The organism is Radicibacter daui, assembly GCA_030657355.1.
In the GTDB taxonomy this organism is placed as follows: Bacteria; Pseudomonadota; Alphaproteobacteria; order Radicibacterales; family Radicibacteraceae; genus Radicibacter; species Radicibacter daui.
Genome location: CP131056.1, coordinates 4,102,997 through 4,128,643 on the forward strand (window position 1 = coordinate 4,102,997; position 25,647 = coordinate 4,128,643).

At 63.7% G+C, this 25,647-nt stretch carries 23 protein-coding genes and 1 tRNA gene; 14 read left to right on the forward strand and 10 right to left on the reverse strand.

From position 1 onward, the window contains the following. Positions 1-269: 269 nt before the first annotated feature. From tldD to QTL98_RS19185, 8 genes are all read left to right on the forward strand, one after another. The gene (gene tldD, locus QTL98_RS19150) at positions 270-1,703 is read left to right on the forward strand and encodes a metalloprotease TldD (RefSeq protein WP_445680060.1); all 1,434 of its coding nucleotides are present in this window, start codon (positions 270-272) and stop codon (positions 1,701-1,703) included. A gap of 15 nt (positions 1,704-1,718) precedes the next feature. Further along, the gene (locus tag QTL98_RS19155; protein WP_445680061.1) at positions 1,719-2,180 is read left to right on the forward strand and encodes an HPr kinase/phosphorylase; all 462 of its coding nucleotides are present in this window, start codon (positions 1,719-1,721) and stop codon (positions 2,178-2,180) included. Further along, on the forward strand, positions 2,177-3,103 hold the full coding sequence (rapZ, locus tag QTL98_RS19160) for an RNase adapter RapZ (RefSeq protein WP_445680062.1): 927 nt from the start codon (positions 2,177-2,179) through the stop codon (positions 3,101-3,103). Before QTL98_RS19155 ends, rapZ begins: the two co-directional genes overlap by 4 nt. A 137-nt stretch (positions 3,104-3,240) precedes the next feature. After that, positions 3,241-3,642: a PTS sugar transporter subunit IIA gene (locus QTL98_RS19165; RefSeq protein ID WP_445680063.1), complete on the forward strand. Its 402-nt coding sequence runs from the start codon at positions 3,241-3,243 to the stop codon at positions 3,640-3,642. Positions 3,643-3,647: 5 nt separating this feature from the next. After that, positions 3,648-3,944 carry an HPr family phosphocarrier protein gene (locus QTL98_RS19170; RefSeq protein WP_445680064.1) on the forward strand — a complete coding sequence of 99 codons (297 nt, stop codon included), beginning with the start codon at positions 3,648-3,650 and terminating at the stop codon, positions 3,942-3,944. Between the two features lie 5 nt (positions 3,945-3,949). Then, positions 3,950-5,722: a phosphoenolpyruvate--protein phosphotransferase gene (ptsP, locus tag QTL98_RS19175; protein WP_445680065.1), complete on the forward strand. Its 1,773-nt coding sequence runs from the start codon at positions 3,950-3,952 to the stop codon at positions 5,720-5,722. Between the two features lie 216 nt (positions 5,723-5,938). After that, positions 5,939-7,348 carry a 3-isopropylmalate dehydratase large subunit gene (gene leuC, locus QTL98_RS19180; protein ID WP_445680066.1) on the forward strand — a complete coding sequence of 470 codons (1,410 nt, stop codon included), beginning with the start codon at positions 5,939-5,941 and terminating at the stop codon, positions 7,346-7,348. A gap of 114 nt (positions 7,349-7,462) precedes the next feature. Next, positions 7,463-7,822: a hypothetical protein gene (locus QTL98_RS19185; RefSeq protein WP_445680067.1), complete on the forward strand. Its 360-nt coding sequence runs from the start codon at positions 7,463-7,465 to the stop codon at positions 7,820-7,822. A gap of 20 nt (positions 7,823-7,842) precedes the next feature. On the opposite strand, the gene QTL98_RS19190 is transcribed toward QTL98_RS19185, so the two are convergent. Further along, positions 7,843-7,917: transfer RNA gene (locus tag QTL98_RS19190), tRNA-Gly, on the reverse strand. A 547-nt stretch (positions 7,918-8,464) separates the two neighbouring features. On the opposite strand from QTL98_RS19190, the gene QTL98_RS19195 reads away from it, so the two are divergent. Continuing rightward, on the forward strand, positions 8,465-9,769 hold the full coding sequence (locus QTL98_RS19195) for a DNA cytosine methyltransferase (RefSeq protein WP_510637503.1): 1,305 nt from the start codon (positions 8,465-8,467) through the stop codon (positions 9,767-9,769). Here the strand turns inward: QTL98_RS19195 and QTL98_RS19200 are convergent. Beyond that, positions 9,766-10,569, reverse strand: a complete 804-nt coding sequence (locus QTL98_RS19200) for a hypothetical protein (RefSeq protein ID WP_445680069.1) — start codon at positions 10,567-10,569, stop codon at positions 9,766-9,768. The genes QTL98_RS19195 and QTL98_RS19200 overlap by 4 nt on opposite strands. A gap of 1,104 nt (positions 10,570-11,673) precedes the next feature. Here QTL98_RS19200 and QTL98_RS19205 point away from each other — a divergent pair. From QTL98_RS19205 to QTL98_RS19220, 4 genes are all read left to right on the forward strand, one after another. Next, positions 11,674-13,023, forward strand: a complete 1,350-nt coding sequence (locus QTL98_RS19205; RefSeq protein WP_445680070.1) for an MATE family efflux transporter — start codon at positions 11,674-11,676, stop codon at positions 13,021-13,023. Further along, entirely contained in the window at positions 13,023-14,045 is a 1,023-nt protein-coding gene (locus QTL98_RS19210; protein WP_445680071.1) for a LacI family DNA-binding transcriptional regulator, read from the forward strand. Before QTL98_RS19205 ends, QTL98_RS19210 begins: the two co-directional genes overlap by 1 nt. Positions 14,046-14,162: 117 nt before the next feature. Then, complete coding sequence (locus tag QTL98_RS19215; RefSeq protein WP_445680072.1) at positions 14,163-14,729, forward strand: hypothetical protein; 567 nt, start codon at positions 14,163-14,165, stop codon at positions 14,727-14,729. 414 nt (positions 14,730-15,143) lie between these two features. Further along, positions 15,144-15,707 (forward strand): DJ-1/PfpI family protein, encoded by a 564-nt coding sequence (locus QTL98_RS19220; protein ID WP_445680073.1) that lies wholly within the window; start codon positions 15,144-15,146, stop codon positions 15,705-15,707. Positions 15,708-15,791: 84 nt separating this feature from the next. Here QTL98_RS19220 and QTL98_RS19225 read toward each other — a convergent pair whose 3' ends face one another. After that, the gene (locus QTL98_RS19225) at positions 15,792-16,988 is read right to left on the reverse strand and encodes an MFS transporter (RefSeq protein ID WP_445680074.1); all 1,197 of its coding nucleotides are present in this window, start codon (positions 16,986-16,988) and stop codon (positions 15,792-15,794) included. Beyond that, positions 16,985-17,521: a GNAT family N-acetyltransferase gene (locus QTL98_RS19230; protein WP_510637594.1), complete on the reverse strand. Its 537-nt coding sequence runs from the start codon at positions 17,519-17,521 to the stop codon at positions 16,985-16,987. The genes QTL98_RS19225 and QTL98_RS19230 overlap by 4 nt, the downstream gene beginning before the upstream one ends. A 139-nt stretch (positions 17,522-17,660) precedes the next feature. Between QTL98_RS19230 and QTL98_RS19235 the strand changes: the two genes are divergently transcribed. Then, positions 17,661-18,566: a LysR family transcriptional regulator gene (locus QTL98_RS19235; protein WP_445680076.1), complete on the forward strand. Its 906-nt coding sequence runs from the start codon at positions 17,661-17,663 to the stop codon at positions 18,564-18,566. A 55-nt stretch (positions 18,567-18,621) separates the two neighbouring features. Here QTL98_RS19235 and QTL98_RS19240 read toward each other — a convergent pair whose 3' ends face one another. The 6 genes from QTL98_RS19240 to QTL98_RS19265 form a co-directional block, all read right to left on the reverse strand. Further along, entirely contained in the window at positions 18,622-19,617 is a 996-nt protein-coding gene (locus QTL98_RS19240; protein ID WP_445680077.1) for an ABC transporter ATP-binding protein, read from the reverse strand. Further along, on the reverse strand, positions 19,610-20,617 hold the full coding sequence (locus QTL98_RS19245) for an ABC transporter ATP-binding protein (protein WP_445680078.1): 1,008 nt from the start codon (positions 20,615-20,617) through the stop codon (positions 19,610-19,612). The genes QTL98_RS19240 and QTL98_RS19245 overlap by 8 nt, the downstream gene beginning before the upstream one ends. 31 nt (positions 20,618-20,648) lie before the next feature. Next, positions 20,649-21,557 (reverse strand): ABC transporter permease subunit, encoded by a 909-nt coding sequence (locus QTL98_RS19250; RefSeq protein ID WP_510637504.1) that lies wholly within the window; start codon positions 21,555-21,557, stop codon positions 20,649-20,651. Between the two features lie 16 nt (positions 21,558-21,573). Then, entirely contained in the window at positions 21,574-22,491 is a 918-nt protein-coding gene (gene oppB, locus QTL98_RS19255; RefSeq protein ID WP_445680079.1) for an oligopeptide ABC transporter permease OppB, read from the reverse strand. Positions 22,492-22,588: 97 nt separating this feature from the next. Beyond that, positions 22,589-24,181 carry a peptide ABC transporter substrate-binding protein gene (locus QTL98_RS19260; RefSeq protein ID WP_445680080.1) on the reverse strand — a complete coding sequence of 531 codons (1,593 nt, stop codon included), beginning with the start codon at positions 24,179-24,181 and terminating at the stop codon, positions 22,589-22,591. Positions 24,182-24,499: 318 nt separating this feature from the next. Next, complete coding sequence (locus tag QTL98_RS19265; protein WP_445680081.1) at positions 24,500-25,582, reverse strand: COX15/CtaA family protein; 1,083 nt, start codon at positions 25,580-25,582, stop codon at positions 24,500-24,502. Between the last annotated feature and the right edge of the window lie 65 nt (positions 25,583-25,647).

Consider the following 25,647-nt stretch of genomic DNA (forward strand, 5'->3'; position numbering starts at 1 on the left):
TTTCCGGCCCCGGACTTATCGGCTCGAGGCCGGTCGTTAAGGACCTCATGAATCGCATATTTACCATATCCATCACCGGCTTCCACCTTTCTGACATCGATTGCCCTCTCGGATTCGGTTCGGGTGGCGCCGGGGAGCGACAAAGGGCAATCTTCACCAGATCGGTTGATCCTGCGACAAGCGGACGCCATCTTTAGCCTCATGCGAGCGCTTTGCAGGGTTGCCATGGCCACCCTGCCCGGCGGAATTCAACAAAAGCGATCCAGACCATGTCCGCGCTGCAAACCACCGACGAGCTGTTTTTCACCCGCACCGGCCTTGATGCCCGGCGGGCAGGCGACATCGTGGGCGAGGCGCTCGGCAGCGCCGATGATGGCGAACTTTATCTGGAATATGCCCAGTCCGAATCCCTGAGCTGGGACGATGGCTGCCTGAAGGCCGCCAATTTCGACACCATGCAGGGCTTCGGCCTGCGCGCCGTCAGTGGCGAGACCACCGGTTATGCCCATTCCGGCGAAATCAGCGAGGCCGCGCTTGGCCGCGCCGCCGGAACGGTGCGCTCGATCCAGACCGGCAAGGGTGGCAGCTGGGCCGCGGCCCCGGTCGGCACCAACCGCCAGCTTTACGCCCCGGACAATCCCCTGGGCGGGCCGAGCTTCGAGGACAAGGTCAAGCTGCTGGCCGAGATTGACGCCTATGCCCGCGCCCGCGACAGCCGGGTGAAACAGGTAAGCGCCTCTATCGCCGGCAGCTGGCAGGCGGTGCGGATCATCCGCCCGGACGGCCATCAGGCTGCCGATTTGCGCCCCATGGTGCGCCTCAACATCCAGATCGTGGCCGGCGATGGCACGCGGATGGAGATCGGCAATCATGGTGCCGGCGGCCGCCGCGGCTTCGAGGAGCTGATTCTCGAGGCCAACTGGAAGGCGCAGGTGGATGAGGCGCTGCGCCAGGCCTTGGTCAATCTCGAGTCTGTTGCCGCCCCGGCGGGCGAGATGCCCATCGTGCTCGGTGCCGGCTGGCCCGGCGTCATGCTGCATGAGGCGGTCGGCCACGGCCTTGAAGGCGACTTCAATCGCAAGAAGACCTCGGCTTTCGCCGGCCTGATGGGCCAGCGCGTTGCCGCCAGGGGCGTGACCATCGTTGACGACGGCACCCTCGCCGACCGGCGTGGCAGCCTCAGCATCGATGACGAAGGCACGCCCAGCCGCTGCACCACGCTGATCGAGGACGGCATCCTCGTCGGCTACATGCAGGACCGGCTGAATGCCCGCCTCATGGGCATGGCCGCTACCGGCAATGGCCGCCGCCAGTCTTATGCCCACTCCCCCATGCCGCGCATGACCAACACCTACATGCTGGCGGGCGACAAGGACCCGGCCGAGATTATCGCGTCGGTCAAGAAGGGCCTCTATGCCGTCAATTTCGGTGGCGGACAGGTCGACATCACCAACGGCAAGTTCGTTTTTGCCGCGACCGAGGCCTACCTGATCGAGGACGGCAAGGTGACCGCTCCGGTCAAGGGCGCCACCATCATCGGCAACGGCCCGGACGCCCTCACCCGCGTCAGCATGATCGGCAACGATCTGGCGCTCGATCCGGGCATCGGCGTGTGCGGCAAGAGCGGCCAGGGTGTGCCGGTGGGCGTCGGCCAGCCGACGCTACGGCTTGATGGACTGACAGTAGGCGGTACGGCCGGCTGAGCCGCCGCAGCCACGATGCTGCGCCTGCATGCCAGCTGCGTTGCCCTTGAGAGCCAGGCGATTCTGCTCCTCGGCCCCTCCGGCAGCGGCAAATCGGACCTTGCCCTGCGGCTGATTGCGGCAGGTGCCGGATTGGTGGCGGATGATGTGACGGTGGTGGAAGCGGTCGGCGACGGTACGCTCGCCGCCTTTGCCCCGCCGCAGACCGCCGGGCTTATCGAGGCACGCGGCCTCGGGATCCTGCGGCTGCCGGAGTGCGGGCGGGCGACAGTCAGGCTCATCTTGCGGCTGGCCGCTCCCGGCGAGCAGATCGAAAGATTGCCGCACCGCCGCGAGGAAACACTTGAAGGAGTAGCCCTGCCCGTGGTCACACTGGCGCCTTTCGAGGGGTCGGCGGTCGCCAAGGCGCAGTTTGCGCTGCAAGCGGCGCTCGATCCGGGCCTTTGTCACACAGGCGCTCTGGAGAAACCCGAGTGAGCCAGCCGAGCGATAGCGATACCGCAACCGTGGACCGCGCCGCCTCGCCCTCTTCCCGGAAGCCGCAGAACGCGGCACGCCAGATCGTCCTGGTCACCGGCCTTGCCGGGGCCGGCATGACGACGGCGCTGAAGACGCTTGAAGACCAGGGTTACGAGGTTATCGACAATCTGCCGCTCGGCCTTATCCCGGCTGCAGCCCAGCGCAGCGAGCTGTTCAGCCGCCGTCTTGCCCTTGGTGTCGACACCCGCACCCATGATTTCGGCATCGACCGGCTGGGCCAGGTGGCGGACGAGTTGCGCGGCCTGCCGGATGTCAGCCTGAGCGTGCTGCTGATGGTGGCCGATGCCGAGGTGCTGCAGCGCCGTTTTACCGAAACCCGTCGCCGGCACCCGATGGCGCAGGACCGCCCGCTGATGGACGGCATCCGCGCCGAAATGGCGCTGCTGGAGCCTTTGCGGCGTATCGCCGATCTGGTGATCGACAGCTCGCAGATGACGATTCACCAGTGCCGCGCCCTGATTGCCGGCCATTTCGCCGAAGACAACGCGGCGACACTGCGCGTGTGCACCACCTCCTTCAGCTTCAAGCACGGCATCCCGCGCGATGCCGACCTGCTTTTCGATGTGCGTTTCCTGCGCAATCCGCACTGGGAACCGGCCCTGCGCCAGCACACCGGGCGGGATAGCGATGTGGCCGCCTATATCGAGGATGACCCCGACCTTCCCGATTTTCTTGCCCATCTCAAGGCACTGCTGGAGCCGCTGCTTCCGCGTTACCGCCAGGAGGGCAAGGCCTATCTCACTATCGCCTTCGGCTGCACCGGCGGGCAGCACCGCTCGGTCTATCTGGCGGAAACGATGGGGCGCTGGGTGCGTGAAAAGGGTTATGACTGCACGATCCGGCATCGCGAACTGGACTGACAGGCGATGAACCGGCAAATGCAACGGGACAAAAACGACAAGAACCGATGGGCACCTGCCGCAAGGCGGGACGAAAAGACAAGAAACAGCCCGGCCGGCAGTGCCGGGCGAAAAGATCATGAGGGGTTGAAGGGCAGATGATCGGTATCGTCCTTGTGACGCACGGCAGGCTGGCCGACGAATTCGTCGCCGCCCTGGAGCACGTGGTGGGACCGCAAAAACAGGTGCACACCGTCTGCATCGGGCCGGAAGACGACATGGAGCAGCGCCGTCAGGACATCCTGGCCGCCGTGTCGGAAGTCGACACCGGCGATGGTGTCGCCGTGCTGACCGACATGTTTGGCGGCACGCCGTCCAACCTTGCCATTTCCATCATGGAAAAGGCGCATGTCGAGGTCGTGGCCGGCATCAACCTGCCCATGCTCATCAAGCTTGCCAGCGTGCGCAACGCCGAGTCCCTCAAGGGGGCGGTGGTGGCCTGCGCCGATGCCGGCCGGCATTACATCAACGTCGCCTCTGCGCTGCTTTCGGATAGCTGAAGCTCATGTCGCAATCGCAAGGGCTGGGTGAGAACATGCAGGAACGGGCGGTCACCATCCGCAACCGGCGCGGCCTGCATGCCCGCGCCTCCGCCAAATTCGTGAAGCTGGTCGAAGGCTTCGATGCCGAGATCATCGTCGCGCGTGGCGATACCGAAGTATCCGGGCTCTCGATCATGGGGCTGATGATGCTGGCCGCCGGTCCGGGCACCGATCTGATGCTGCGCGCCAGCGGCAACGAAGCCGTGGCCGCGCTCGATGCGCTTGCCGAACTGATTGACCGGCGCTTCGACGAGGATTGAGGTTCATGGTTCGCAGCGACAGCACGCGCGAAATATCGCTGCACGGGCTTGGCATTGCCCCGGGCATCGCCATCGGACCGGCCTATCTGGTCAAGCCCGGCGTCGAGAGTGTCCCCTATTATAACCTGATGCCGGACGCCGTTGCCGATGAACTGGCGCGCCTTGAGGGCGCTGTTGCCAAGTCGCGCAAGCAGATCGACCGGCTCAGGGAAAAATCCTCGGCCCTGCCGCAGGCGGCGGCGGAGGAAATCGGCTTCCTACTCGAGGCGCATGCCAGCATGCTCGGCGGCTCCCGCCTGATGCGCGGCATCACCCGCCGCATTTCAGAGGAGAGAATCAACGCCGAAGCGGCGGTGGTGGCCGAAATCCAGGTGATCGCCGACAGTTTTGCCGGCCTTGAGGACAGTTATATCGCCTCGCGCGCCAAGGATGTGCGCGAGGTTGGCATGCGCGTGGTGCGCAACCTCATCGACTATACCTACAAGGCGTTTTCGGGCGTTCCGCTCGGCAGCGTCATCCTGGCCGAGGAACTGACGCCGGCCGATACCGCCCTGCTGGACCCGGCCCGCATTGCCGGCCTTGCCACCGTGCTGGGCGGCGCCGAAGGCCACACCGCCATCATGGCCCGTGCCCTTGGCCTGCCGACGGTGCTGGGCATCGCCGGCATCGTGGAAAGCGCGCACACCGGCGATACCATCATCGTCGATGGCGGGCGCGGCATCGTGGTGCTCAACCCTTCGCCGGAAAAGCTGGCCGCCTATCGCGAGGAAGCCGTTGCTCTCGACAAGGAGCGCCGCACTCTCAAGCGCCTGCGCAAGCTGCCCGCCATCAGCCGCGACGGGGTGACGGTTACGCTGCGCGCCAATATCGAACTGCCGAGCGAAGCCGCCAATGTGATCGACAGCGGCGCGGAGGGCGTAGGGCTGCTGCGCACCGAGTTTCTGTTCATGAACCGGCGCGACCTGCCGGGCGAGGACGAGCAGTACCAGGCCTATCGCGCCATCGTGGAAAAGATGGCCGGCATGCCGGTCACCCTGCGCACGCTCGATGTCGGCGGAGACAAGCTGGCGCCGGCCTTCGGGCATGAAAGCTTCAGCAGCGACAATCCGGCGCTTGGCCTGCGCGCCATCCGCCTGTCGCTCAAGGAACCCAAGCTGATGGAGGCGCAGTTCGCCGCCATGCTGCGTTCGGGGGCGCATGGGCCCATCCGCATCATGCTGCCGATGATCAGCCGGCTGGAAGAGTTGCGCCTTGCCCGCGCCTCGCTGATGCGGGTTGCCCGGCGCCTCAAGCGCAAGGGCGTGCCGATTGCCGATCCGCTGCCGCCGCTCGGCATTATGATCGAGGTTCCGGCGGCTGCACTTTCGGCCGAGGGTCTGGCCACTCAGGCCGATTTCTTCTCCATCGGCACCAACGATCTCATCCAGTACACCCTCGCCATCGACCGGTCGGACGAGCAGGTGGCGCATCTTTACGATCCGCTGCACCCGGCGGTGCTGCGCCTGATCCAGATGACGACGCAGGCGGCGCTTACCGCGCGCATTCCCATTGCCGTATGCGGCGAGATGGCGGGCGATCCCCGATTCATCCCGCTGCTGGTCGGCCTTGGCGTGCGCGAGCTTTCCGCCTCTCCGCCCAAGATTCCGTTCATGAAGCGGCGTATCCGCAATCTGGCCGTCTCCGGCGCGGTTGCCCGTGCCCGCGCCATTCTCGAGCAGCCGGACAGTGCAAGCATCGCCCAGCTGCTGGATGAGTTTAATGCCGGCGAGGCGGATTAGCCCTTGAGGAAACAGCAGCTTTTGTGAAGACGGGGAGAGTTGCGTGTGACGCAGGCCGGGAAAGCTTCATGTCGGTCTTGATCGCCCGGCTTTTCAGGTTTATCGAACCTCTCTTCCGTTTTGTTATTTAATAACCCGACTGACAGTCAAAGAGGCTCCACGGCAGCGCCGAAAGGCGGCGCCCGCCGGCAAGGAAGCCCCTGGATGAGGACGAGGATGACCAAGCCGCGTACGCTTTTTGACAAGATCTGGGACAGCCATCTGGTGACGCAGCAGGATGATGGCACCACCATCCTCTATATTGATCGCCACATGGTGCACGAAGTCACCAGCCCCCAGGCTTTCGAAGGGCTTCGTATGAGCGGCCGCAAGGTCCGCCGTCCGGAACTCACGCTGGCGGTTGCCGACCATAACGTGCCGACCTCCGACCGTGCCCAGGGCATCGCCGACGAGGAAAGCCGCATCCAGGTCGAGACGCTGGAGAAGAACTGTGCCGATTTCGGCGTCACCTACTTCCGCATGAACGACAAGCGCCAGGGCATCGTGCACATCGTCGGCCCCGAGCAGGGCTTCACCCTGCCCGGCACCACCGTGGTGTGCGGCGACAGCCACACGGCAACGCACGGCGCTTTCGGTGCGCTGGCCTTCGGCATCGGCACCTCCGAGGTCGAGCATGTGCTGGCGACGCAGACGCTGCAGCAGTCGCGCCCCAAGAACATGCGGGTGACGGTGGAAGGCAAGCTGCCTGCCGGCATCACCGCCAAGGACATGATCCTCGCCATCATCGGCAAGATCGGCACCGCCGGCGGCACCGGCTACGTGATCGAATATGCCGGTGAAGCCGTGCAGGCGCTCTCCATGGCCGGCCGCATGACCATGTGCAACATGTCGATCGAAGGTGGCGCCCGCGCCGGCCTGATCGCCCCGGACGAGACCACTTTCGAGTACCTCAAGGGCCGCCCGATGGCCCCGCAGGGTGCCGAGTGGGATGCCGCCGTTTCCTACTGGAAGACCCTGCCGTCCGACGCCGGCGCCGCCTACGACAAGGAAGTGGTGCTGAAGGCGAGCGAGATCGTGCCGCAGGTCACCTGGGGCACGAGCCCGCAGGACGTCGCTCCCATCGACGGCACTGTGCCGCACCCGGATGATTACAGCGACGAAGGCCGCCGCAAGGCGATTGCCCGCTCGCTCGACTATATGGGTCTCAAGGGCGGAGAGAAGCTGGAAGAGGTGAAGGTCGACAAGGTCTTCATCGGCTCCTGCACCAATGGCCGCATCGAGGACCTGCGCGAGGTCGCCGGCATCGCCAAGGGTCGCAAGGTCGCCTCCAGCGTCTATGCCATGATCGTGCCGGGTTCGGGCCTTGTTAAGGAACAGGCGGAAGCCGAAGGCCTCGACAAGATCTTCATCGAGGCCGGCTTTGACTGGCGTGAGCCTGGCTGCTCCATGTGCCTTGCCATGAACGCCGACAAGCTGGAGCCGGGCGAGCGTTGCGCCTCCACCTCCAACCGCAACTTCGAAGGCCGTCAGGGCCGCGGTGGCCGCACCCACCTGCTGAGCCCGGCCATGGCGGCGGCCGCTGCCATCACCGGCCATCTGTCGGATGTGCGCAAGCTGGCGATCTGATCACGGCGGCGCTCCGTAAAAGGAGCGCCATGATTAAAGAAGGCCCGGCCGCCTCCCCTGGTGGCCGGGCCTTTTGTTTTGCATGGCCCACGGCAAACAGGCGGGGAGCAACCGTTGTACCTCTCCATCACCGGCCTTCGCCTGCGCTCGCCCTGGTACGCACCCCGCTTCTACTGGCACGCCATCCGCAGCACGCTCCAGGCACAGCGCGCTGAGGGAAACCTTTATGTGTCGGTCAAAACCATCGACGGCGTGCGCCATACGGTGACGGCCTGGCGCGATCGGGAGGCCATGCGCGCCTTCCTGATCCGGGGCGCCCATCTCGGCGCGATGCGTGCCTTCGGCGCCATTGCCACCGGCAGCACGCTGGGCTTCGAGGTCGACCGGATTCCGGACTGGGCAGAAGCCCGTAAAATCTGGGAAGAAAAGGCGCGAGACTATGCGCCCGGAAGCCATCGGCCGACCGGTTCATAACGCGTGATTTTCAGGAAAACTGGAGCGGGCGATGGGAATCGAACCCACGACATTCAGCTTGGGAAGCTGACGTTCTACCTCTGAACTACGCCCGCAACGTTGGTTTGATTACCTTTTCGGCGTGGCGGCTTCAAGCGCAAACCTTCTTAATGCCACTAAGCAGAAGCACTATTAGTCGGTATGACCGAGCACGGCTCGCGTCACCACTGATCTTTAATTGTGTTGAGGGCAAGTCGGACGAACACCAAGCCTCAGATTAAACTGCAGCGCGCTTTACATGCGATGGATTATCGTCATCGGGCGCACCGCCGCAACCTGATTGGATCGCTTGATCTCAATCTTTGCTGCACGGCGAAAGGCCATCCTTGTTTATGGCGGCTTCTGGCATGGACACGATTGCAAATGAGGCAAGGACTCTAAAATCCCGCGCCTAGTACTGGCTGCCGAAGATAGAGGCAAATAAGGAGCGTGACAGGCGAGCGTTAACCAAAGAGAGAGCCGTCGATGGTTATCTGGCCGTGCAAGCTGCGCGACCCGTCGTCCAGAGTCGTGTGCGTTGTCGCCTTCCTCAATATCTAGGTTTCGGTGGGCAAATCGCGATGCCCACGATAGGTTGCCAAGACGCATCAACGGAGGGGCAGAATGACGCGGCCTATCGGAATCGACCTATTCGCAGGCGCAGGCGGAATGAGCCTCGGCTTCGAGCAAGCCGGCTTCGACGTAGTTGCTGCAGTCGAGATCGACCCTGTTCATGCTGCAATCCACAAGTTCAACTTCCCCGACTGCGAGGTCATCGCCCGTTCCATCACCAGCCTGACAGGCGACGAAATTCGCTCGCTCGCAGGCATCGACGACCGTGACATTGACGTGGTGTTCGGTGGCGCCCCTTGCCAAGGGTTCTCGATGATCGGGCAGCGCGCCCTTGACGATCCTCGCAATTCGCTTGTGCTCGATTTCGTGCGGATCGTCGATCAGTTAAAGGCAAAGACCTTTGTCTTTGAGAATGTCAAAGGTTTGACGGTTGGCAAGCATCGCAAGTTCCTCGTTGAGTTGATCGAAGCTTTCGAGGCCCGAGGCTACCGCGTGCGCCGAGAGTGGAAGGTATTAAACGCAGCCGACCACGGGGTGCCACAGGATCGAAAGCGTTTCATTCTACTTGGCGCGCGTGAAGGCACACCGCTTCCCGACTACCCTCTACAGGCAACGCACGCGGCTGGAACGACGAACTGCGGGAGCCCGAACGGCCCAACCTGCCAAGACGCACTTGGCGACTTACCTGATGCTGAGAGATTCGACGCTTTGCTCACTTCTGACGAAGTCTCAGTAGACTCGTTCGGAGAACCGAGCGCCTACGCGAAAGAACTCCGCTGCATCAGCAACAACGCTTGGCACTTCGGTCATCCTAGGATCTGGGACCCTACGCTACTGACTTCCAGCTTACGCACCGACCACACCGAGATTTCCCGACGCCGTTTTGCTGCAACCGAACCCGGCAAGATCGAACCGATCTCGCGCTTCTTCAAGCTCAAGCCCAACGGTGTGTCCAACACCTTGCGGGCTGGTACAGACGCGTCACGCGGTGCGTTCACCAGCCCGCGCCCCATCCATTATGCATTTGCTCGATGCGTTACAGTGCGCGAAATGGCTCGCCTTCATGGCTTCCCCGACTGGTTCCGCTTGCACGAGACCAAATGGCATGGAGCGCGGCAGATAGGGAACTCGGTCCCGCCACCACTTGCCCGCGCTATCGCAGGTAAGGTGATCGAGGCTTTGGGCGTTAATCCGACGCGCCCAAGTGTTTCTGTGGCTTTGGGCAACGATGCCTTGCTGCGCATGGACACGTCGCAAGCCGCCGCCTTCTGGTCCATCGAAAATCCCATCGGGCGGCGGAATCGTAAGAGCGGCGCGACGAAGCGGAAGCAACACGAGATCGAGGCGTCACTTTAGCGGAAGGTGAAGCGCCGAACTTTAACGATCTCGATCTCGTCAATGTCGACGTGCGGGCTGAACTCCACGATCCAGACAGTATTGAGTTCATCGCGCCATAGGCCGAGACTGCGGACAGCAAGACCAGGAATCGGCGCTTTCTGAACCCCATAGGTGTTGAGGTTCAACGCCTGTGACCACGACAAATGATCCTGTCCGCCCTTGCCCGAGATCGGGACAATGGTTTCCCGTGAGCCGGCAATACCTGCTTGCACCTCATCGATCTCAATCTGGCCGTAGCTCACCGTCGTGCGATGGTGGCCCTGAATAGCCATCGCTTGAAAGCCGAGGAAGGTCGAGATCAGGTGGGCGTTGCGAACCCGCGTGAACACCGCCTGCTCATCTTGCCCGAGCAGCGCCGAGATAAACTTTGGGGTTTGATCGACCACGGGTTCAAGGGCGGGCTCCAAACCGAGGGTGCCCAAGTCGATCACGTTCTTTCGACGCGTGCGCCGCAAGACATACTTACCCTTGCCGTTCTGCAACCACGTCACCGGCCCGGCCTGCTCCATCTCGATCGGCAGGTTTCGGCGCGCGTCGTAGGTGTACTTGATGTCGGGTACGTTCGCGACTTCGCGGTCAATAACCCCATCGGCCACTGCCTGTCGCATAGCTTGGCGCACGGTCTCCTGGTCGAAGCCCACTTCCCTAGGCATGGTCTCCGCACTGTACCCATTCGTGAGATGCCGAAACAGATACACTGCAATGCGGTCGTATTTCGGAATGGTGAGCAGTTCTTCGTTAGTCATTCGGGTCAGCATGGGGCACTCCTCTTTCTGTTTTTAGCAGATAGGAACCCCCAACCCACGATTCAAGTCACGATAGAGATCACGATGTGAATTTCCGATTGTCTCGATCACTCGAAAGGTCTAAACGCCAGGTCGGCAGGCGTCTACAAGCCCCTATCGGCGAAGCAATAGGCACGCCCCCGTTGAGTGCTGAACGGACGATGACCATTGCAACAGCCCGTCAGCGACCGTGTTGACTACGCCCGCGCCATCCCAATTTGGCAGCGGCGCTCACCGATAGCCGTGCATGTAATTTCGCCGATGTGTGCGTCGACGCTGCGTTAATTCGACAGCCAGTAGGCTGTGGCTGATGCCGTAGCGATGCCCGCGTGCCCTGCGCCCGTTTCGCTCTCGATGCGAATGCTGCCTAACCAGTCTACGGTCACCGAGTTCGCGTTGGAGCTCGCGCCTCATCGAAAAGTTGCCGATCTTCGGGCGCGTCACTTGCTGTGAACACTCCTTTGAAAGCAGAAGCCCGTCTTCTCCCCCGTGAACCGTGCGAAAGCCTCCCCCTCGACGGCCCACAGCTCCCCGCACGCTGGCGAATTCTTTCCGGCGACCAAACTTATATTAAACTCCTTGCATTTTTACCCGTTTCGTCACCACCTGAAAGGAGTCGGTAAATCATCGATTGGCGCGCGGCAAAAATTCGTGATGATGTTGCGGCGATTAGTGCCGTAAAACCAACCGTCTTCATTTTTTTAAAAGCGTCTCAGGTAGAAGCATCTGTTTAGGAATCTAATTCCCCATCTGAACTACCCGCGCGCAAGACTTGTTGTATGGGTTGGCGGGCGGCGATCAACGGGCTTCGGCGCTACCACAAAATCGCCATGCTTGATCACGATAGTAGGGTTACAGGCGCTGGTCCCGTTGGGGTCCCCCTCCCTTAGTACGGGGGCCGGTTGCCGGTGTGATGGACTTGCCCCTTCGCGAGGGGCGCAAGGGCCGCCGGGTAAATCCCAGCGGCCTCTTTTTTTGCCCGCCCTTCGGCCCTCCTCCGCCTGCCCCTTGCCGCGCCCCGCCTTTCGGGCAACTGTTGCGCCCAATAACGGCCTTTCAAAAGAGCAAGCGGGCGACATGGACGACAGGACGAGTGACACAAGGCGGCGCCTTACCCTGCTGCCAGCAACAGACCGCCGCGTGCTGGCGATTGCCGCGCCCATCATCCTTTCCAATCTCTCCGTCCCGCTGCTGGGCGCCGTCGATACCGCCGTGATGGGCCATCTGGGCGATGCCGCCTATATCGGCGCCGTCGCGCTCGGCGGCCTGATTTTCTCCTATCTCTACTGGGGCTTCGGCTTCCTGCGCATGGGCACCACCGGCCTTGCCGCGCAGGCGCTGGGCGCGCGGGACCCGCTGGAAGCGCTGGCGGTTGCCGGGCGCGCCGGCCTTATCGGCCTTGTCATCGGCCTTGCCATCGTTGCCCTGCAGGCCCCCATCCGTCTTGCTGCCTTCGGCATCATGGATGCCAGCGCGCGCACCGAGGAACTGGCCTCGATCTATTTTCACATCCGCGTCTGGTCGGCGCCGGCGGTGCTTATCGGCTATGCCCAGCTCGGCTGGTTCCTGGCCCAGGCGCGCACCCGCACGGTGATGGCGATCCAGATCTTCACCAATGCCGTCAATATCGCGCTCAATTTCCTCTTCGTCGCCGGGCTCGGCATGCAGGTGGAAGGCGTCGCCCTTGCCACGCTGATTGCCGAGTATCTGGGTGCCGTGATGGGCCTTGTCGTCATGCTGCGCATCGTGGGGCCGGACTGGCGGCAGATCACGCTCCAGCGCCTGTTCGACGTTGCGCGCCTCAAGCGCCTCGTCAGTGTCAATGCCGACATCATGGTGCGCTCTCTCGCCCTGCTTACCGCCTTTGCCTGGTTCACCAACCAGGGCGCGAAGATGGGCGACACGGTGCTGGCGGCCAATGCCGCCCTGCAGGTCTTCCTCTCCTTCCTCGCCTACGGGCTCGACGGGTTTGCCTTTGCCGCCGAAGCGCTGGTGGGCGGGGCGACTGGCGGCGGAGACCGGCCGGCCTTCCGGGCCGCTGCGCTCTCCACCACACGGCTTGCCCTCGTCACCGCCGTGTTGTCCGCCGTCGTGCTGGCCGCTGGCGGGCGGCTTTTTATCAACATCCTCACCAATATCGAGGAGGTGCGGGCGGTGGCGGCGATCTATCTGCCCTGGCTTATCGCGCTGCCGCTGATCGCCGTGTGGAGTTACCAGGCCGATGGCATCTTCATGGGGGCGACGGAAACGCGGCCGATGCGCAACATGATGCTGCTGTCGCTGGCGCTTTATATCGCCCTCAGCATCCCGGCCATCCGCCTGTGGGGCAATCATGGCCTGTGGGCTGCCTTCAGCCTGTTCATGGCGCTGCGCGCCGTGACGCTGGGCTTCTGTTACCCCCGGCTTGAACGCCGGATCGGCGCCTGATGCCCGCGGCGCGCCCGAACGCCCGTTCTCCGGCCCGCATCACCATCCGCGATGTGGCGGCCCATGCCGGGCTGTCGCGCGCCACCGTCAGTCTTGTGCTCAACAATGTGCCGGGTGCCCGCATCCCGCCGGAAACGCAGGAACGCGTGCGGGCCAGCGCTGCGGCCCTCGGCTTTCGCCCCAATGCCCTTGCCCGCGCGCTCAGCACCGCACGCAGTATGACCATCGGCTGTGTCACCGACAGCCTTGCCGACCCGCAGGTGGCCGCCGTACTGGCCGCGGCGCAGAAACTCGCCTGGCAACGGCAGGAGATGCTGCTGCTGGCACCGCCAGCCCGTACAGCGGCGGAAATCAGCGAGCGCGCCAGCTGGCTTGCCGAAAGGCGGGTGGACAGGCTGCTGCTCTGCCTCTCCCGCCCGCTGCCGCCCGATATCCGGGACATGCCGGCCTTGCCGCTCGCCATCATCGCCGGCTGGCCAGCCGCTGCCGGCACTGCCGCCTGCGACGAAAAAGAAAGTGCACGCCAGGCCACGGCCCTGTTGCTCGCCACCGGCCATCGCAAGATCGCCTGCCTTGTCCCGGCCGGGCCGGATGATGCTACCCAGCAGGCAATCCAGGGTTATCGCTATGCCCTCGCCGAAGCCGGGCTCGATTTCGACCCCGCACTGGAGCTGATGGTGGAGGGTGAGCACGGCGCCTTCGCGGCTCTTGGCCGGCGGCTAGCCGGCGGCGAGAAAATGAATGCGCTTTTCTGTCTGGATGAAGCAACCCAGGCCGGCGCCGTCGCTGCGCTCAAGGCCGCCGGCATCGCTGCCGGCAGCGAGATGCCGGTCGTTACCCGCGTTAACCGGCTTCCGGCAGCGCCGGGCGGGCCGGGGATGGTCAGCTTCCCCTATCCGGCAGAAGAGCTTGCGGGCTGGGCCCTAAACCGGCTTCATCGTGACGAGAAGGCCGGCGCGGCCGCTACTGCCACGGCCACTGCCGGACCGGCAATCGTGCGGCGGGTTGTGGGCACGCTCTAGAAATGTCGCACGCCACGACAAAATACAGCTCAGGCGGCTGAAGTACCCTGCGGCCTTTGCGTCAAACCGCGGAATTGACTATTTTAGGTTAACGAAAAGAAACCATTGCGAGCCGGAATGGCCAAAAAATACAGCAGCCAGGAGGTAGAGAGGTTTCTCGTCGCGCTTGAAGAGCAGGCGCGCGGCATTATTGCGCTGTCTGAAAAGGCGGCGGCCGAAGCCAACAAACACTCCTACGAGCTCTATAACAAATTCCGTTCCAAGGTTTCCGAGTTCGAGACCTTTTCCATCATCATCGAAGCGCGCCTGCGCAACATGGACGGCAAACGCGCCTCCGAGCTGCAGGAAAAATTCGACCAGCTCTCGGTGCTGATGTTCAGCCACTTCATCAAGGCCAGCATCAAGTTCTTCTTCGTGCTCAGCGCCAGCACGCTGCTGCCGCTCGGCGCACGCGACATCTTCATGGCGGAGCTGAAGCGTATCTACGAAGCCAAGAACAAGCTGCAGAACCCGAAATTCGAATCCGCCATCGATGACGAGATCGCCATGAATCTCGACCTCGCCGAGGATATCCTCAACGAGATCATCGAAAAGGCGCCGCGCCTGCTGGACCTCGCCGTGAGCGAAAGCCGCGCCGGCACCGACCAGCATGCCGACCGGCCGGAAGAAGCCAAGGCAAGCTGAAACGGCACCCGGGAGTACCCCATGCTTCCCATGCAACCCTGCCCCGGCGCCATCGGGCTTGACCGGCAAGGGTCGGAGCGGTCATAAAGCGCCCCGTGAATTCCATCATCTCCAGCTTTGCCGGCCCGTGACCAACGGAACCCCCACCGTCGCTTCCCAGAAGAAGCCGGCGGCGTTTTGTTGTTCCCGCCTTCTGTCGACTGCTGGCGACCCCATGAGCCTGGCTCGATAGGCGCTCCGCTTCAGGTGCGCTTCCCGCGCCCTGCACGCGAAACGCCCTGACGGGCCTCGCAACCGATGGGATCGGCACCCGGGACTTTTTCCTGCAAGGAAGCGGTCCAGGGCGGATGAGGCCTCGAAGTCGTCGCTTGCCCGAAATCTGTCGGAGCAGCGCATAAAGGAGAATGACCGCATATGGACAAGCCGCTCGCCGGAAAGAAGTTCGCAATTCTCGCCGCCAACGGTTTTGAAGAAGTGCAATTCGTCGCCCTGCAGAAAGAACTGCTGGCGCTCGGAGCCTCCACCCGCATCGTGAGCAATGGTCAGGGCCTCGTGAATGGCTGGACCGCGACGGGCTGGGGCATGAACTTCCCGGTAGACGCCCAGCTGACCGATGCGATGGCCGCCGATTTTGACGGCTGCATCGTGCCGGACGGCGAACGCAGCACCATGAAGCTGCGCGAAACCGCTCACACCAAGCGCCTGCTGAACCACTTCGTCGAAGCCGACAAGCCCGTCATCGCCGTTGGCGAAGGCGCGGGCCTGCTGGCACTGACCCGCTGCATGGAAGGCCGCACCGTGGCCGCTCCGGCCGCGTATCATGAAGCTCTGGCTGCTGCCGGCGCCACCGTCTCCGAAGAGGTGCTGGTGGCCGATGGCGCGCTGCTGACCGCGTCCGAAGCCGTTGAGGCTGCCGACCTGGTTGCCGCCGCCACGCAGATCCTGCTCGGCAGCGAAGACCTGCAGGAAGCTGCCTGATCCTTTCAGGCCTTCTGCCACTCTCAAAAAAGCCGGCCCCTTCGGGAGCCGGCTTTTTTGTTGCCTCTTTAACCCGGGCCTTCGTCAGACGGGTAACAAACGCCGAGCCGGGGCAACATGTACGAGGGCAAGGGCGACCAGCACCTGCGCCAGCGCACAGGCTGCGCAGGCCCAGTAGGTGAAGTCCGTCCCCGCCCGCTCGATGGTGAGCCCGAAGAGCCAGGGTGCCCCGGCTGGCAGTAACAATCCGGGGATCAGCAGTACCCCGACGCGCCGGCCATAGTCCCCCGGTTCGAACAGCACCAGCGGCAGGGTGCCCCGCGTGATGCTGAGCAGGCCGGAGGCGGCACCGAACCCCAGTGCAAAGCTGATGGCAGCTGTTATGCCTCCCGACGGTCCTGGCAAGAAAGCGAGCAGCATCAGCAGCGTTGCGCCCAGATGCAGGTGGGTCGGGTGCAAACGTCGCCCCAGCATCACCTCGCAAAAGCGTGCCGTCGTCTGCCCTACTCCGCGCAGGGAAGCGATGGCCACCGCTGTACCCGCCGCCAGACCGAAGCCGGCAAGCAGCGTGATGGTATGAGCGGCAAAACCGGTCATCTGCACGCTGGTGAGCGCCATGGAGAGTGCATAAAGCGGGGCAGCCCGCCGCTCGCGGCTTTCATCCGGAGCATCGCTGCCGGTTACAACGCGCCGCGCGGCAGTTTCCTGCGCAAGGGCAGGCGCCGGGCGGGGCAAGGCAAGATAAAGCGGCACGGTCAGCGCCAGCAGCGCCGCCAGCACCAGCACGCTCGCCTGCCAGCCGATTACCCCGTCAAGAAAGCGCGTCAGCGGCCAGAACACGCTGGAGGAAAGCCCCGCCGGCAGGGTTATTTCCGCCATCGCCCGCCGCGCCCCTACCCCGCCAAGCCGCGCCAGCAAGGCAAAGGCCGCATCATAGAGGTTGAGGCGCATGGCAATGCCCAGCACCGCCCAGCAGAAGAGATGCAGCGGCCAGCTGGTGGAGGAGGCCATGCCGCAAAGGGCTGCCGCTGCCAGAAAGCTGCCAAGCGCCATCAACTGCCGCCCGTGACCGCGCCCGATCAGCCGGCCCGCAATCGGCGAGGCCAGCGCCATGACGGCCAGAGCGAGCGAAAAGCCGCCGAAAATGCGCGTCTCGGCCCAGCCAAGCCCGCTTGCCATCGATGCCGCCAACCCGCCGGGCAGATAGTAGGCCGCGCCCCAGCAGATGAACTGGCAAAAGCCGAGCTGGATGACGACACGCCGCGGGATCGCGCGGCTCACCGCCGGGCCGGGGGCTCGCCGGCGCCCGCTCCCAGCGTACGCTGCACCAGTACGGTGTCGAGCCAGCGGCCAAACTTGTAGCCGACATTCTCGAACACACCGACACGGCGAAAACCAAGCGCCAGATGCAGGCCGAGCGAGCCCTGATTGGCACTGTCGCCGATCACCCCCACCATCTGCCGCCAGCCGCCAGCCTCGCAGCGCTCGATCAGCGCCAGCATGAGCTGCCGGCCGATGCCCTGACGGGCGGCGGCATGATGCACATAGACGGAATGTTCCAGCGTGTTGCCATAGGCAGGGCGCGGCCGGTAAAGGCCGGCATAACAATAACCGGCAATCTCTCCCGCCTTTTCCGCCACCAGCCAGGGCAGGCCCTTTTCAAGGATGGCCGCCCGCCGGGCCCGCATCTCGGCAAGGTCGGGGGGCGTCAGCTCAAAACTCGCTGTGCCGGTCAGCACGTGATGGGAATAGATCGCGTGGATTGCCGGCATATCGTCGTCGCGCGCTTCGCGGATCGTAACCGGCAGGGGCATCTCAACAGAGGCGGCAGGGCTCACGGCAACACTCATCTTTTCGGGTCTCCTTTAAATACCCCGTGCCGAGCATCTTGCCGCGCTGCCTGACATAAGAATAATTTTGAGTTCTTATTCTTTGTATAAGATGAATTTTGGCATGAACGATCTCAGCCTTACCCGTCTGCGCACCTTTGCCATGGTGGTCGAGGCCGGCAGTTTTTCCGCTGCAGCAACGCGGCTTGGCCTGACCCAGCCTGCTGTCAGCCTGCAACTGCGCGAACTGGAGCGCCAGCTGGGTGTGCGCCTGCTGGAACGGGCCGGGCGGCGGGCGGTGCCCACGGCGGCGGGACACAGCCTGATGGAGCATGCGGCCCGGATCGAAGCCAGCGTCTCCGCTGCGCTCGATGCGATGGCGGATTATGCTGGCGGGCTCAGCGGGCGGGTGCTGCTCGGCACCGGCGCCACCGCCTGCATCTATCTCTTTCCGCCCATCCTGCGTGAGCTGAGGCGCCTGATGCCCGGCATCGAGTTCGTCGTGCGCACCGGCATCACCGGTGACATCCTGCGTCAGGTGGAGGAAGCCTCGCTCGATATCGCGCTTGTTACCCTGCCCGCCACCTCCCGCAGCCTTACCATCACGCCGGTGATGGAAGATGAGTTCGTGCTGATCGCGCTGAAGGACGAGGCGGCGGGCCTGCCGCGCGACCTGACGCCGGAAGCCGTTGCCGCCCTGCCGGTGCTGCTTTACGAACCCCGCGCCCTCACCCGCACGCTGGTGGATGAATGGGCCGGCCACGCCGGGATAACACTGAAGCCGGTTATGGAACTGGGCAGCGTGGAGGCCATCAAGCAGTTGGTAGCGGCCGGCCTCGGCTGCGCCATCCTGCCTTCCATGGCGGTGCCTGCCGACGGCCGCCTGCCGCTGATCTCCCGCCCGCTCTCTCCGCCGCTCTCCCGCCAGCTCGGCATCGTGCTGCGCACCGACAAGGTACTGACGCGCCCGCTCAAGGCCATGATCGCCGCCTTGCACCAACTGGCCCGGGAGCGTCGCACAGCCGTATAAAAAAGGCCGGACACAAGAGCGCCCGGCCTTTTTCATCGATTATCCAGCACCAGCCTCAGGGCCGGATTTCCCGTTCCGGGAAGTGGCAGGCCACTTCCTGCCCGTCCCCGAAATGGCGCAGCTTCGGCTCTTCCTCGGCGCAGCGCGCTTCGGCAAGCGGGCAGCGGGTACGGAAACGGCAGCCCGAGGGCGGATTGAGCGGGGATGGCAGGTCGCCTTGCAGCACGATGCGCTTGCGCTCCCGCTCACGGGCGGGATCCGGCAAGGGCACGGCGGAGATCAGGGCGCGCGTGTAGGGGTGCGCCGGACGGGCATAGAGCGCATCACGCTCCGCCAGCTCCACCAGCTTGCCCAGATAGAGCACCATGATGCGGTGGGAGATGTGGCGCACGACGGACAGGTCGTGGCTGATGAAGATGAGCGATAGGTTGAACTCCGCCTGCAACTGCATCAGCAGATTGATGATCTGCGCCTGGATGGACACATCGAGCGCGGAGACCGGCTCGTCGCACACGATAAGGCGCGGCTGCAGGATCATGGCGCGGGCGATACCGATGCGCTGCGCCTGCCCGCCGGAGAATTCGTGCGGGTAGCGGTTGATCATCTCCTCGCGCAGGCCGACCTTGGCCATGATGGCCCGCACGGCCTCGCGCACCTCTGCCTTGCTCTTTTCCGGATAGTGCGTCTCCAGCGGCTCGGCGATGATCTCGCCCACCGTCATGCGCGGATCGAGCGAGGCCAGCGGATCCTGGAAGATGATCTGCACGTCGCGGCGCAGGGTGCGCAGCGAGGCGCTGTCGGCTTCCGTCAGCTCCTGCCCCATCCACAGCACGTTGCCATCGGTCGGCTGGATGAGCTGCAGCACGGCGCGGCCGAGCGTGGACTTGCCGCAGCCGCTCTCCCCCACCACACCCAGCGTCTCGCCGGCGCGCAGATTGAAGCTTACACCGTCAACGGCCTTCAGCTTGTCCTGACCGCGCAGGAAACCGCGCGAGACAGGGAAATGAACCTTGAGGTCGATGACCTCGAGCATGTGGCGCGGCTCAGGCATGGACGCCCTCCAGTGCGGCAATATCGAGCTGGTCACGATGGCAGGCGCGGGAATGGCCCTCGCTCACCGGCCGCAGCAGGGGGAGTTCTTTGAGGCAGCGCTCGCTGCACCAGGCGCAGCGGTCCTGGAAGGCGCAGCCCGCCGGCAGGAACTGGAGATTGGGCGGCTGGCCCGGAATGGTGGGCAGCGCCTGCCCCAGATCGCTGTCGATGCGCGGCATCGAGGCCAGCAGCCCGAGCGTATAGGGATGGTAGGGCTGGTAGAACAGCGTCTCCACCGGCCCGGTCTCGGCCACGCGGCCGCCATACATCACCATCACCCGGTCCGACAGGCGGGCGATGACGCCCATATCGTGGGTGATCATGACGATGGCGGTGCCGAGATTGCGCTTGAGGTCATCCATCAGGTCCAGAATCTGGGCCTGGATGGTCACGTCGAGCGCCGTGGTCGGTTCGTCGGCGATCAGCACGTCAGGTTCGCAGAGCAGCGCCATGGCGATCATCACGCGCTGGCGCATGCCGCCGGAGAACTCGTGCGGGTACATGTCCACGCGGCGCTTTGCCTCGGGAATACGCACCACATCCAGCATCTCGATGGCGCGCTTGCGCGCACTGGCCTTGTTCATGCCCTGATGCAGCACCAGCACTTCCGTCATCTGCCGCTCGACGGTCAGGAACGGATTGAGCGAGGTCATCGGGTCCTGGAAGATCATCGACAGGCTTTTGCCGCGGATGCGGTTGAGCCGCGCCGGCGCCATGTTGAGAATCTCCTGCCCGCGATATTTCACCGAGCCGCTGGCTTTGCCGTTGCTGGCGAGCAGGCCCATGATCGACATGAAGATCTGGCTCTTGCCCGATCCGCTCTCGCCCACCACGCCCAGCGTCTCGCCGGCATGAAGGGTGAAGTTCACATCGCTCACGGCCGCCACCTCGCCTTCCGGCGTGGCAAAGCGGGTGGTCAGGTTCTTAACTTCGAGAAGGGGGGCTTTGGTATCGGTCATCTCTGAAGCCGGTGTCATGTGCGGTTGGCCCTCACCGGTCCTTGGGGTCGAGGGCATCGCGGATGCCGTCGCCGATGAAATTGAGGCAGAAGAGCGTGACGGCAAGGAACAGTGCCGGCCACACCAGCATCCACGGGGCGATTTCCATGTTGGCGGCGCCATCGCTGATCAGCACGCCCCAGGACGTCATCGGCTCCTGAACGCCAAGGCCGAGGAAGCTGAGGAAACTTTCCAGCAGGATGACCTTGGGCACCGTCAGCGTGGTGTAGACCACGACGGGACCAAGCGTGTTGGGCACGATGTGGCGGCGGATGATGTTCCAGGTGGAAACGCCGCTGGCATGCGCCGCCTCGATGAATTCACGCCGTTTGATGCTGAGCGTCTGGCCGCGCACGATACGCGCCATATCGAGCCACTCCACCGCGCCGATGGCGACGAAGATCAGCAGGATGTTCCGGCCGAGGATCACCATCAGCAGGATGACGAAGAACATGAAGGGCAGCGAATAGAGGATGTCGACGAAGCGCATCATCGCGCTGTCGATCTTGCCGCCGAGGAAACCGGCCGTCGCGCCATAGAGCACGCCGATGACGAGGCTGACGATGGTGGCGATGAGGCCGACCGCCAGCGAGATGCGTCCGCCGAACAGCACCCGCACGAAGAGGTCACGGCCATTCTGGTCACTGCCGAACCAGTGGTTGGCATCCGGCGGCGCGCCGATGGCATCCCAGGCCACGTCGTCGATGGCGTAGGGGCGCAGCAACTGGCCGAAGCAGCACACGATCACGATGACAAGCAGCACGCCAATGCTGGCAACGGCCGCCTTGTTGCGCATCAGGCGCCGCAGCGCGTTCTGCCACAGGCTGCGGCCCTGGATTTTCCGGGGTTTCACGGCGCTTGCGTCAGCGGGGGTCCGGGTGGGGGAGGAAGTCTGGGTCATGGAGTTCTGCCTTTCCTCAATCCAGCCGCACGCGCGGGTCGAGCAGCCCGTAGAGCAGATCGACGATGAGATTGAAGAGGATGATGAGCGCGCCGTAGAAGACCACGACACCCATCACCAGCGTGTAGTCGCGGTTGAGCGCGCCCTGCACGAAATAGCGCCCGATGCCCGGGATGCCGAAGATCTGCTCGATGACAACCGAGCCGGTGATGATGCCGGCCGCTGCCGGGCCGAGATAGGAAATGACCGGCAACAGGGCGGCGCGCATGGCATGGCGCACGATCATCACCCGGTCCGGCAAGCCCTTGGCGCGCGCGGTGCGGATGAAGTTGGAGCGCAGCACCTCGATCATCGAGCCGCGCGTCAGGCGCGCGATATAGGCGATGTAGGGTAGCGCCAGCGCCGCGATGGGCAGAATGGCCTGGTCGAAATCGCCCCAGCCACGCACCGGCAGCCAGTGCAGGAACACACCCAGCACCAGCGCGGCCAGCGGGGCCACAACGAAATTCGGGACGGTGATGCCGGTCATGGCGACGGCCATCACGGTAAAGTCCGTTCCGGTGTTCTGCTTGAGCGCCGCGATCGAGCCGAGCGTGCCGCCGATCACCATGGCGATCACCAGCGCGATACCTCCCACCACGGCCGAGACCGAGAAGCCCTTAAGGATCAGCTCGGTGACGCTGTAATCCTTGTACTTGAAGGAAGGCCCGAAATCGCCTTGCAGGATATCGCCGAGATAATGGGCGAACTGGACCGGCAGGGGGTCGTTCAGATGATAGCGCTGCTCAAGGTTGCGCTCGATTTCCGGCGGCAGCTTGCGCTCGCCGTCGAAAGGACCGCCCGGGGCCACGCGCATCATGAAGAAGGCGATGGCGATGATAATGAGGAGCGTCGGTATCGCGCCCAGCAGCCGGCGGATGGTGAATGCAAGCAAGGTCGAGTTTCCTGATTATTCTTTTCCAAATGGGCAGAGCACCGGATCGATTGATGATCCGGTGCCCTTGCCCTTCTGGTCCTGACCCGTCCCGATCTTAGTTCGAGATCGTGACGAAGCGGTCCGGATGGTAGTTCATGATGTTGTTGACCCAGCCCTGCACGTTCTTGGCCACCAGATGCTTGAAGGCATAGTGGTAGACCGGGATCATGGGCATGTCGGCCATCAGCACATCTTCGGCGTCCTGCATGATCTTGGCGCGAGCCGCCAGATCCTGGGTATTGGCCGCCTTGTTGAAGAGATCGATGTAGTTCTGGTTCACCCAGCCCGACGGGTTGAGCTTGCCGGTGGTGGCATAGAGCTCAAGGAAGGTGTTGGGGTCCGGATAGTCACCGATCCAGGCCGCGCGGGCGATCTGGAAGTTCTTCTCGTCACGGCTGTCGAGATAGACCTTCCATTCCTCGTTGCGCAGGGTGGTGGAGATGCCGAGCACCTGCTTCCACATCGCGGCGATGGCGATGGCGATCTTCTTGTGGTTGTCGCTCGTGTTGTAGAGCAGTTCCACACTCAGATCCTTGGGCGCACCGGATTCAGCAAAGAACTTCTTGGCTTCTTCCACACGCTGGGCCTGGGTTTCCTTGGCCCAGTCACCGGTCTGCTGCTCATAGCCCTTGAGGCCGGGCGGAACCCAGCTGTAGGCCGGCAGCGAGCCGTCGGCGATGACCTTCTCGCTCAGCACATCACGGTCGATGGCGTAGGACAGAGCCTTGCGCAGGGCGAGGTTGTCCTTGAAGGGCGCAGCGGTGACGTTGAAGGCGTAGTAGTAGGTGCCGAGATAGGCACCGTTACGGAACTCGTCCTTCAGGTTCTCGCGGATCCAGCCGATCTGGTTGTTCGGCACCTCATAGGTGACGTCCAGTTCGCCGGCGCGGAAGGAGCTGAGTTCGGCATTCTGGTCCGGGATCGGCAGGAACTCGACCTTGTCGAGCTTCACGTCCGCGGCATCGTGGAAGGTATTGCTCTTGACCACGGTCACGTGGCCCTGCGGCACCCACTCAGCCAGCTTGAACGGACCGTTGGAGACCATATGCTCCGGACGGGTCCACTGGTCGCCATAGGCATCGACGGTGGCCTTGTGCACCGGGAACGCCATGGAGTGCTTCAGCGACTCAAGGAAATACGGAGTCGACTTGCCCAGCGTGATCACGACCGTATAGGGGTCGGGCGCCGTTACACCCAGATCGCCGACCGGCAGCTTGCCGCCATTGACGTCTTCGGCGTTCTTGATCGGGAAGAGGATGAACGCATATTCCGACGCGGTCTTCGGGTCCATCGCGCGCTGGAAGGAATAGACGAAGTCACCGGCGGTGACCGGATCGCCGTTCGACCACTTGGCGTCATGACGCAGCTTGAAGGTGTAGGTCAGGCCGTCGTCGCTGATGGTCCAGGACTCGGCCACGCCCGGCATGGTGCCGCCATCGGCAGCCCAGGCGACCAGACCTTCAAACAGGTCGATCTGGATATTGAATTCGGGAATGCCCTGGGCGATGTGCGGATCGAGTGTTGCCGGCTCGTCGCCATTGCCGCGGCGCAGGACGGATTCGGCATGCGCTGCGGAGAAGGCCGCCGCGCTGGCCAGGACCGAGGCAGCCACCATGGTGCCGGTCAAAAGGGTGCGAAGTTTGCTCATCTTTAAGTCTCGTGCCTCCTGTCGTTCGGAGCCATTTATTGTCGTTTTACGTAACCGATTTCATTCAGGGGTATGGGCAGCGCCGGTCTGCTCCAGCCGGTCGAACCTCCCCTGATGATGCAAAGCCGGAAAGGGGCGTGCCATCCCCTGAGGGCGGTGCCGGTCTTTCAGACTGCACAAACCTAGGCAAAGCTGCTCTTCGCCTGCAATCGAATCCTGCGAACTTGTGCGGGTACAATTAGATTCGAAAGCAAATGTCCAGGCAGGCCCGCCGCAGCGCGCTTTCAGAACGACAATTACTCTCTATTGGTAACTATCTTACCGCAACCTGTCGGCGCAGGGCGTCTCGCGCAGCTCGACGAGCACCCAGACAAGGCAACTGAGCACCGTGATCGCCCCGGCCTGATGGGCGGAGGCCAGGGCCACTGGCACCTGAAGCAGCAATGTGCCGATACCCATGCCTACCTGAGCGCACACGGCGAGCGCCGCCGTGCCCAGCGCCAGCCGCGCCCCCTGAGGTAGCGTGCGGTAACGGGAGAACCACCAGAGCGAGATCACGGTCGCCGCCGTGGTCAGCGCCAGGTAACGGTGGATGAACTGTACCAGCGCGGTATTGTCGAGGGCATTGAGCCAGGCCGGGGCGAGACTCCACGCTTCCGGCGGCAGGAGATGGCCGTCCATGTCCGGGAAGGTGTTGTAGGCAAGGCCGGCATCAAGCCCCGCGACAAAGGCGCCCCAGATGATGGTGATGGAGATCAGCGCCAGCGCGATCCGCCCGTGCCGTCGCAGCCCCCGTGCGGCGCCAGCGGCCGCGCCCGCACCGTCCGGGCGCAGCAGCATCAGCGCCTGGCGCAGCATCAGCACATAGATGAAGAGCGCGAGCCCCAGATGGGTCGCAAGGCGGTAGTGGCTGACCGACGGCCGATCAACGAGGCCGGACTTGACCATCCACCAGCCCACAACACCCTGCAGCCCACCCAGCACCAGAAACAGGAAAAGACGGGGCACCAGATACCGCGGAATCTGCCTGCGGACGAGCATCCACAGGAAGGGCAGTGCAAAGACGATCCCGATGGTGCGCCCCCACAGGCGATGCAGCCACTCCCAGAAGAAGATGCTCTTGAAGGCCTCCAGCGTCATGCCGGTGTTCTTGTAGAGATATTCCGGCGTCTGCTTGTAGAGCGCGAACATCTCCTCCCACGCCGAATGGGTCAGCGGCGGCAAGGCACCGATCAGCGGCTGCCATTCGACGATGGAAAGCCCCGATTCCGTCAGGCGTGTGATGGCGCCGATGACGGCCATGGCAAACACCATGGCAGCGCAGACCAGAAGCCAGATGGCAATGCGCCGCTCATCGCTGCGCCGGTCGGCAATGGAAGGGGAGGTGGCCACGGCGGTCATGGGTATCCGGTAACTGCTATAAGGATCGTCGTTTTTCTTAACGCGCCCCCCGGCAAACCACCAGC

Excerpts from the sequence above, each read along its gene's own strand:
- QTL98_RS19260 (WP_445680080.1), bottom strand. The coding sequence starts at position 24,181 with ATGAGCAAACTTCGCACCCTTTTGACCGGCACCATGGTGGCTGCCTCG.
- QTL98_RS19195 (WP_510637503.1), top strand. The coding sequence starts at position 8,465 with ATGACGCGGCCTATCGGAATCGACCTATTCGCAGGCGCAGGCGGAATG.
- QTL98_RS19265 (WP_445680081.1), bottom strand. The coding sequence starts at position 25,582 with ATGACCGCCGTGGCCACCTCCCCTTCCATTGCCGACCGGCGCAGCGAT.
- QTL98_RS19240 (WP_445680077.1), bottom strand. The coding sequence starts at position 19,617 with ATGCCTGAGCCGCGCCACATGCTCGAGGTCATCGACCTCAAGGTTCAT.
- QTL98_RS19155 (WP_445680061.1), top strand. The coding sequence starts at position 1,719 with ATGCTGCGCCTGCATGCCAGCTGCGTTGCCCTTGAGAGCCAGGCGATT.
- QTL98_RS19220 (WP_445680073.1), top strand. The coding sequence starts at position 15,144 with ATGGACAAGCCGCTCGCCGGAAAGAAGTTCGCAATTCTCGCCGCCAAC.
- QTL98_RS19210 (WP_445680071.1), top strand. The coding sequence starts at position 13,023 with ATGCCCGCGGCGCGCCCGAACGCCCGTTCTCCGGCCCGCATCACCATC.
- ptsP (WP_445680065.1), top strand. The coding sequence starts at position 3,950 with ATGGTTCGCAGCGACAGCACGCGCGAAATATCGCTGCACGGGCTTGGC.
- QTL98_RS19200 (WP_445680069.1), bottom strand. The coding sequence starts at position 10,569 with ATGCTGACCCGAATGACTAACGAAGAACTGCTCACCATTCCGAAATAC.
- QTL98_RS19235 (WP_445680076.1), top strand. The coding sequence starts at position 17,661 with ATGAACGATCTCAGCCTTACCCGTCTGCGCACCTTTGCCATGGTGGTC.
- QTL98_RS19215 (WP_445680072.1), top strand. The coding sequence starts at position 14,163 with ATGGCCAAAAAATACAGCAGCCAGGAGGTAGAGAGGTTTCTCGTCGCG.
- QTL98_RS19245 (WP_445680078.1), bottom strand. The coding sequence starts at position 20,617 with ATGACCGATACCAAAGCCCCCCTTCTCGAAGTTAAGAACCTGACCACC.
- tldD (WP_445680060.1), top strand. The coding sequence starts at position 270 with ATGTCCGCGCTGCAAACCACCGACGAGCTGTTTTTCACCCGCACCGGC.
- QTL98_RS19170 (WP_445680064.1), top strand. The coding sequence starts at position 3,648 with ATGTCGCAATCGCAAGGGCTGGGTGAGAACATGCAGGAACGGGCGGTC.
- QTL98_RS19205 (WP_445680070.1), top strand. The coding sequence starts at position 11,674 with ATGGACGACAGGACGAGTGACACAAGGCGGCGCCTTACCCTGCTGCCA.
- QTL98_RS19250 (WP_510637504.1), bottom strand. The coding sequence starts at position 21,557 with ATGACCCAGACTTCCTCCCCCACCCGGACCCCCGCTGACGCAAGCGCC.
- leuC (WP_445680066.1), top strand. The coding sequence starts at position 5,939 with ATGACCAAGCCGCGTACGCTTTTTGACAAGATCTGGGACAGCCATCTG.
- QTL98_RS19165 (WP_445680063.1), top strand. The coding sequence starts at position 3,241 with ATGATCGGTATCGTCCTTGTGACGCACGGCAGGCTGGCCGACGAATTC.
- QTL98_RS19230 (WP_510637594.1), bottom strand. The coding sequence starts at position 17,521 with ATGCCCCTGCCGGTTACGATCCGCGAAGCGCGCGACGACGATATGCCG.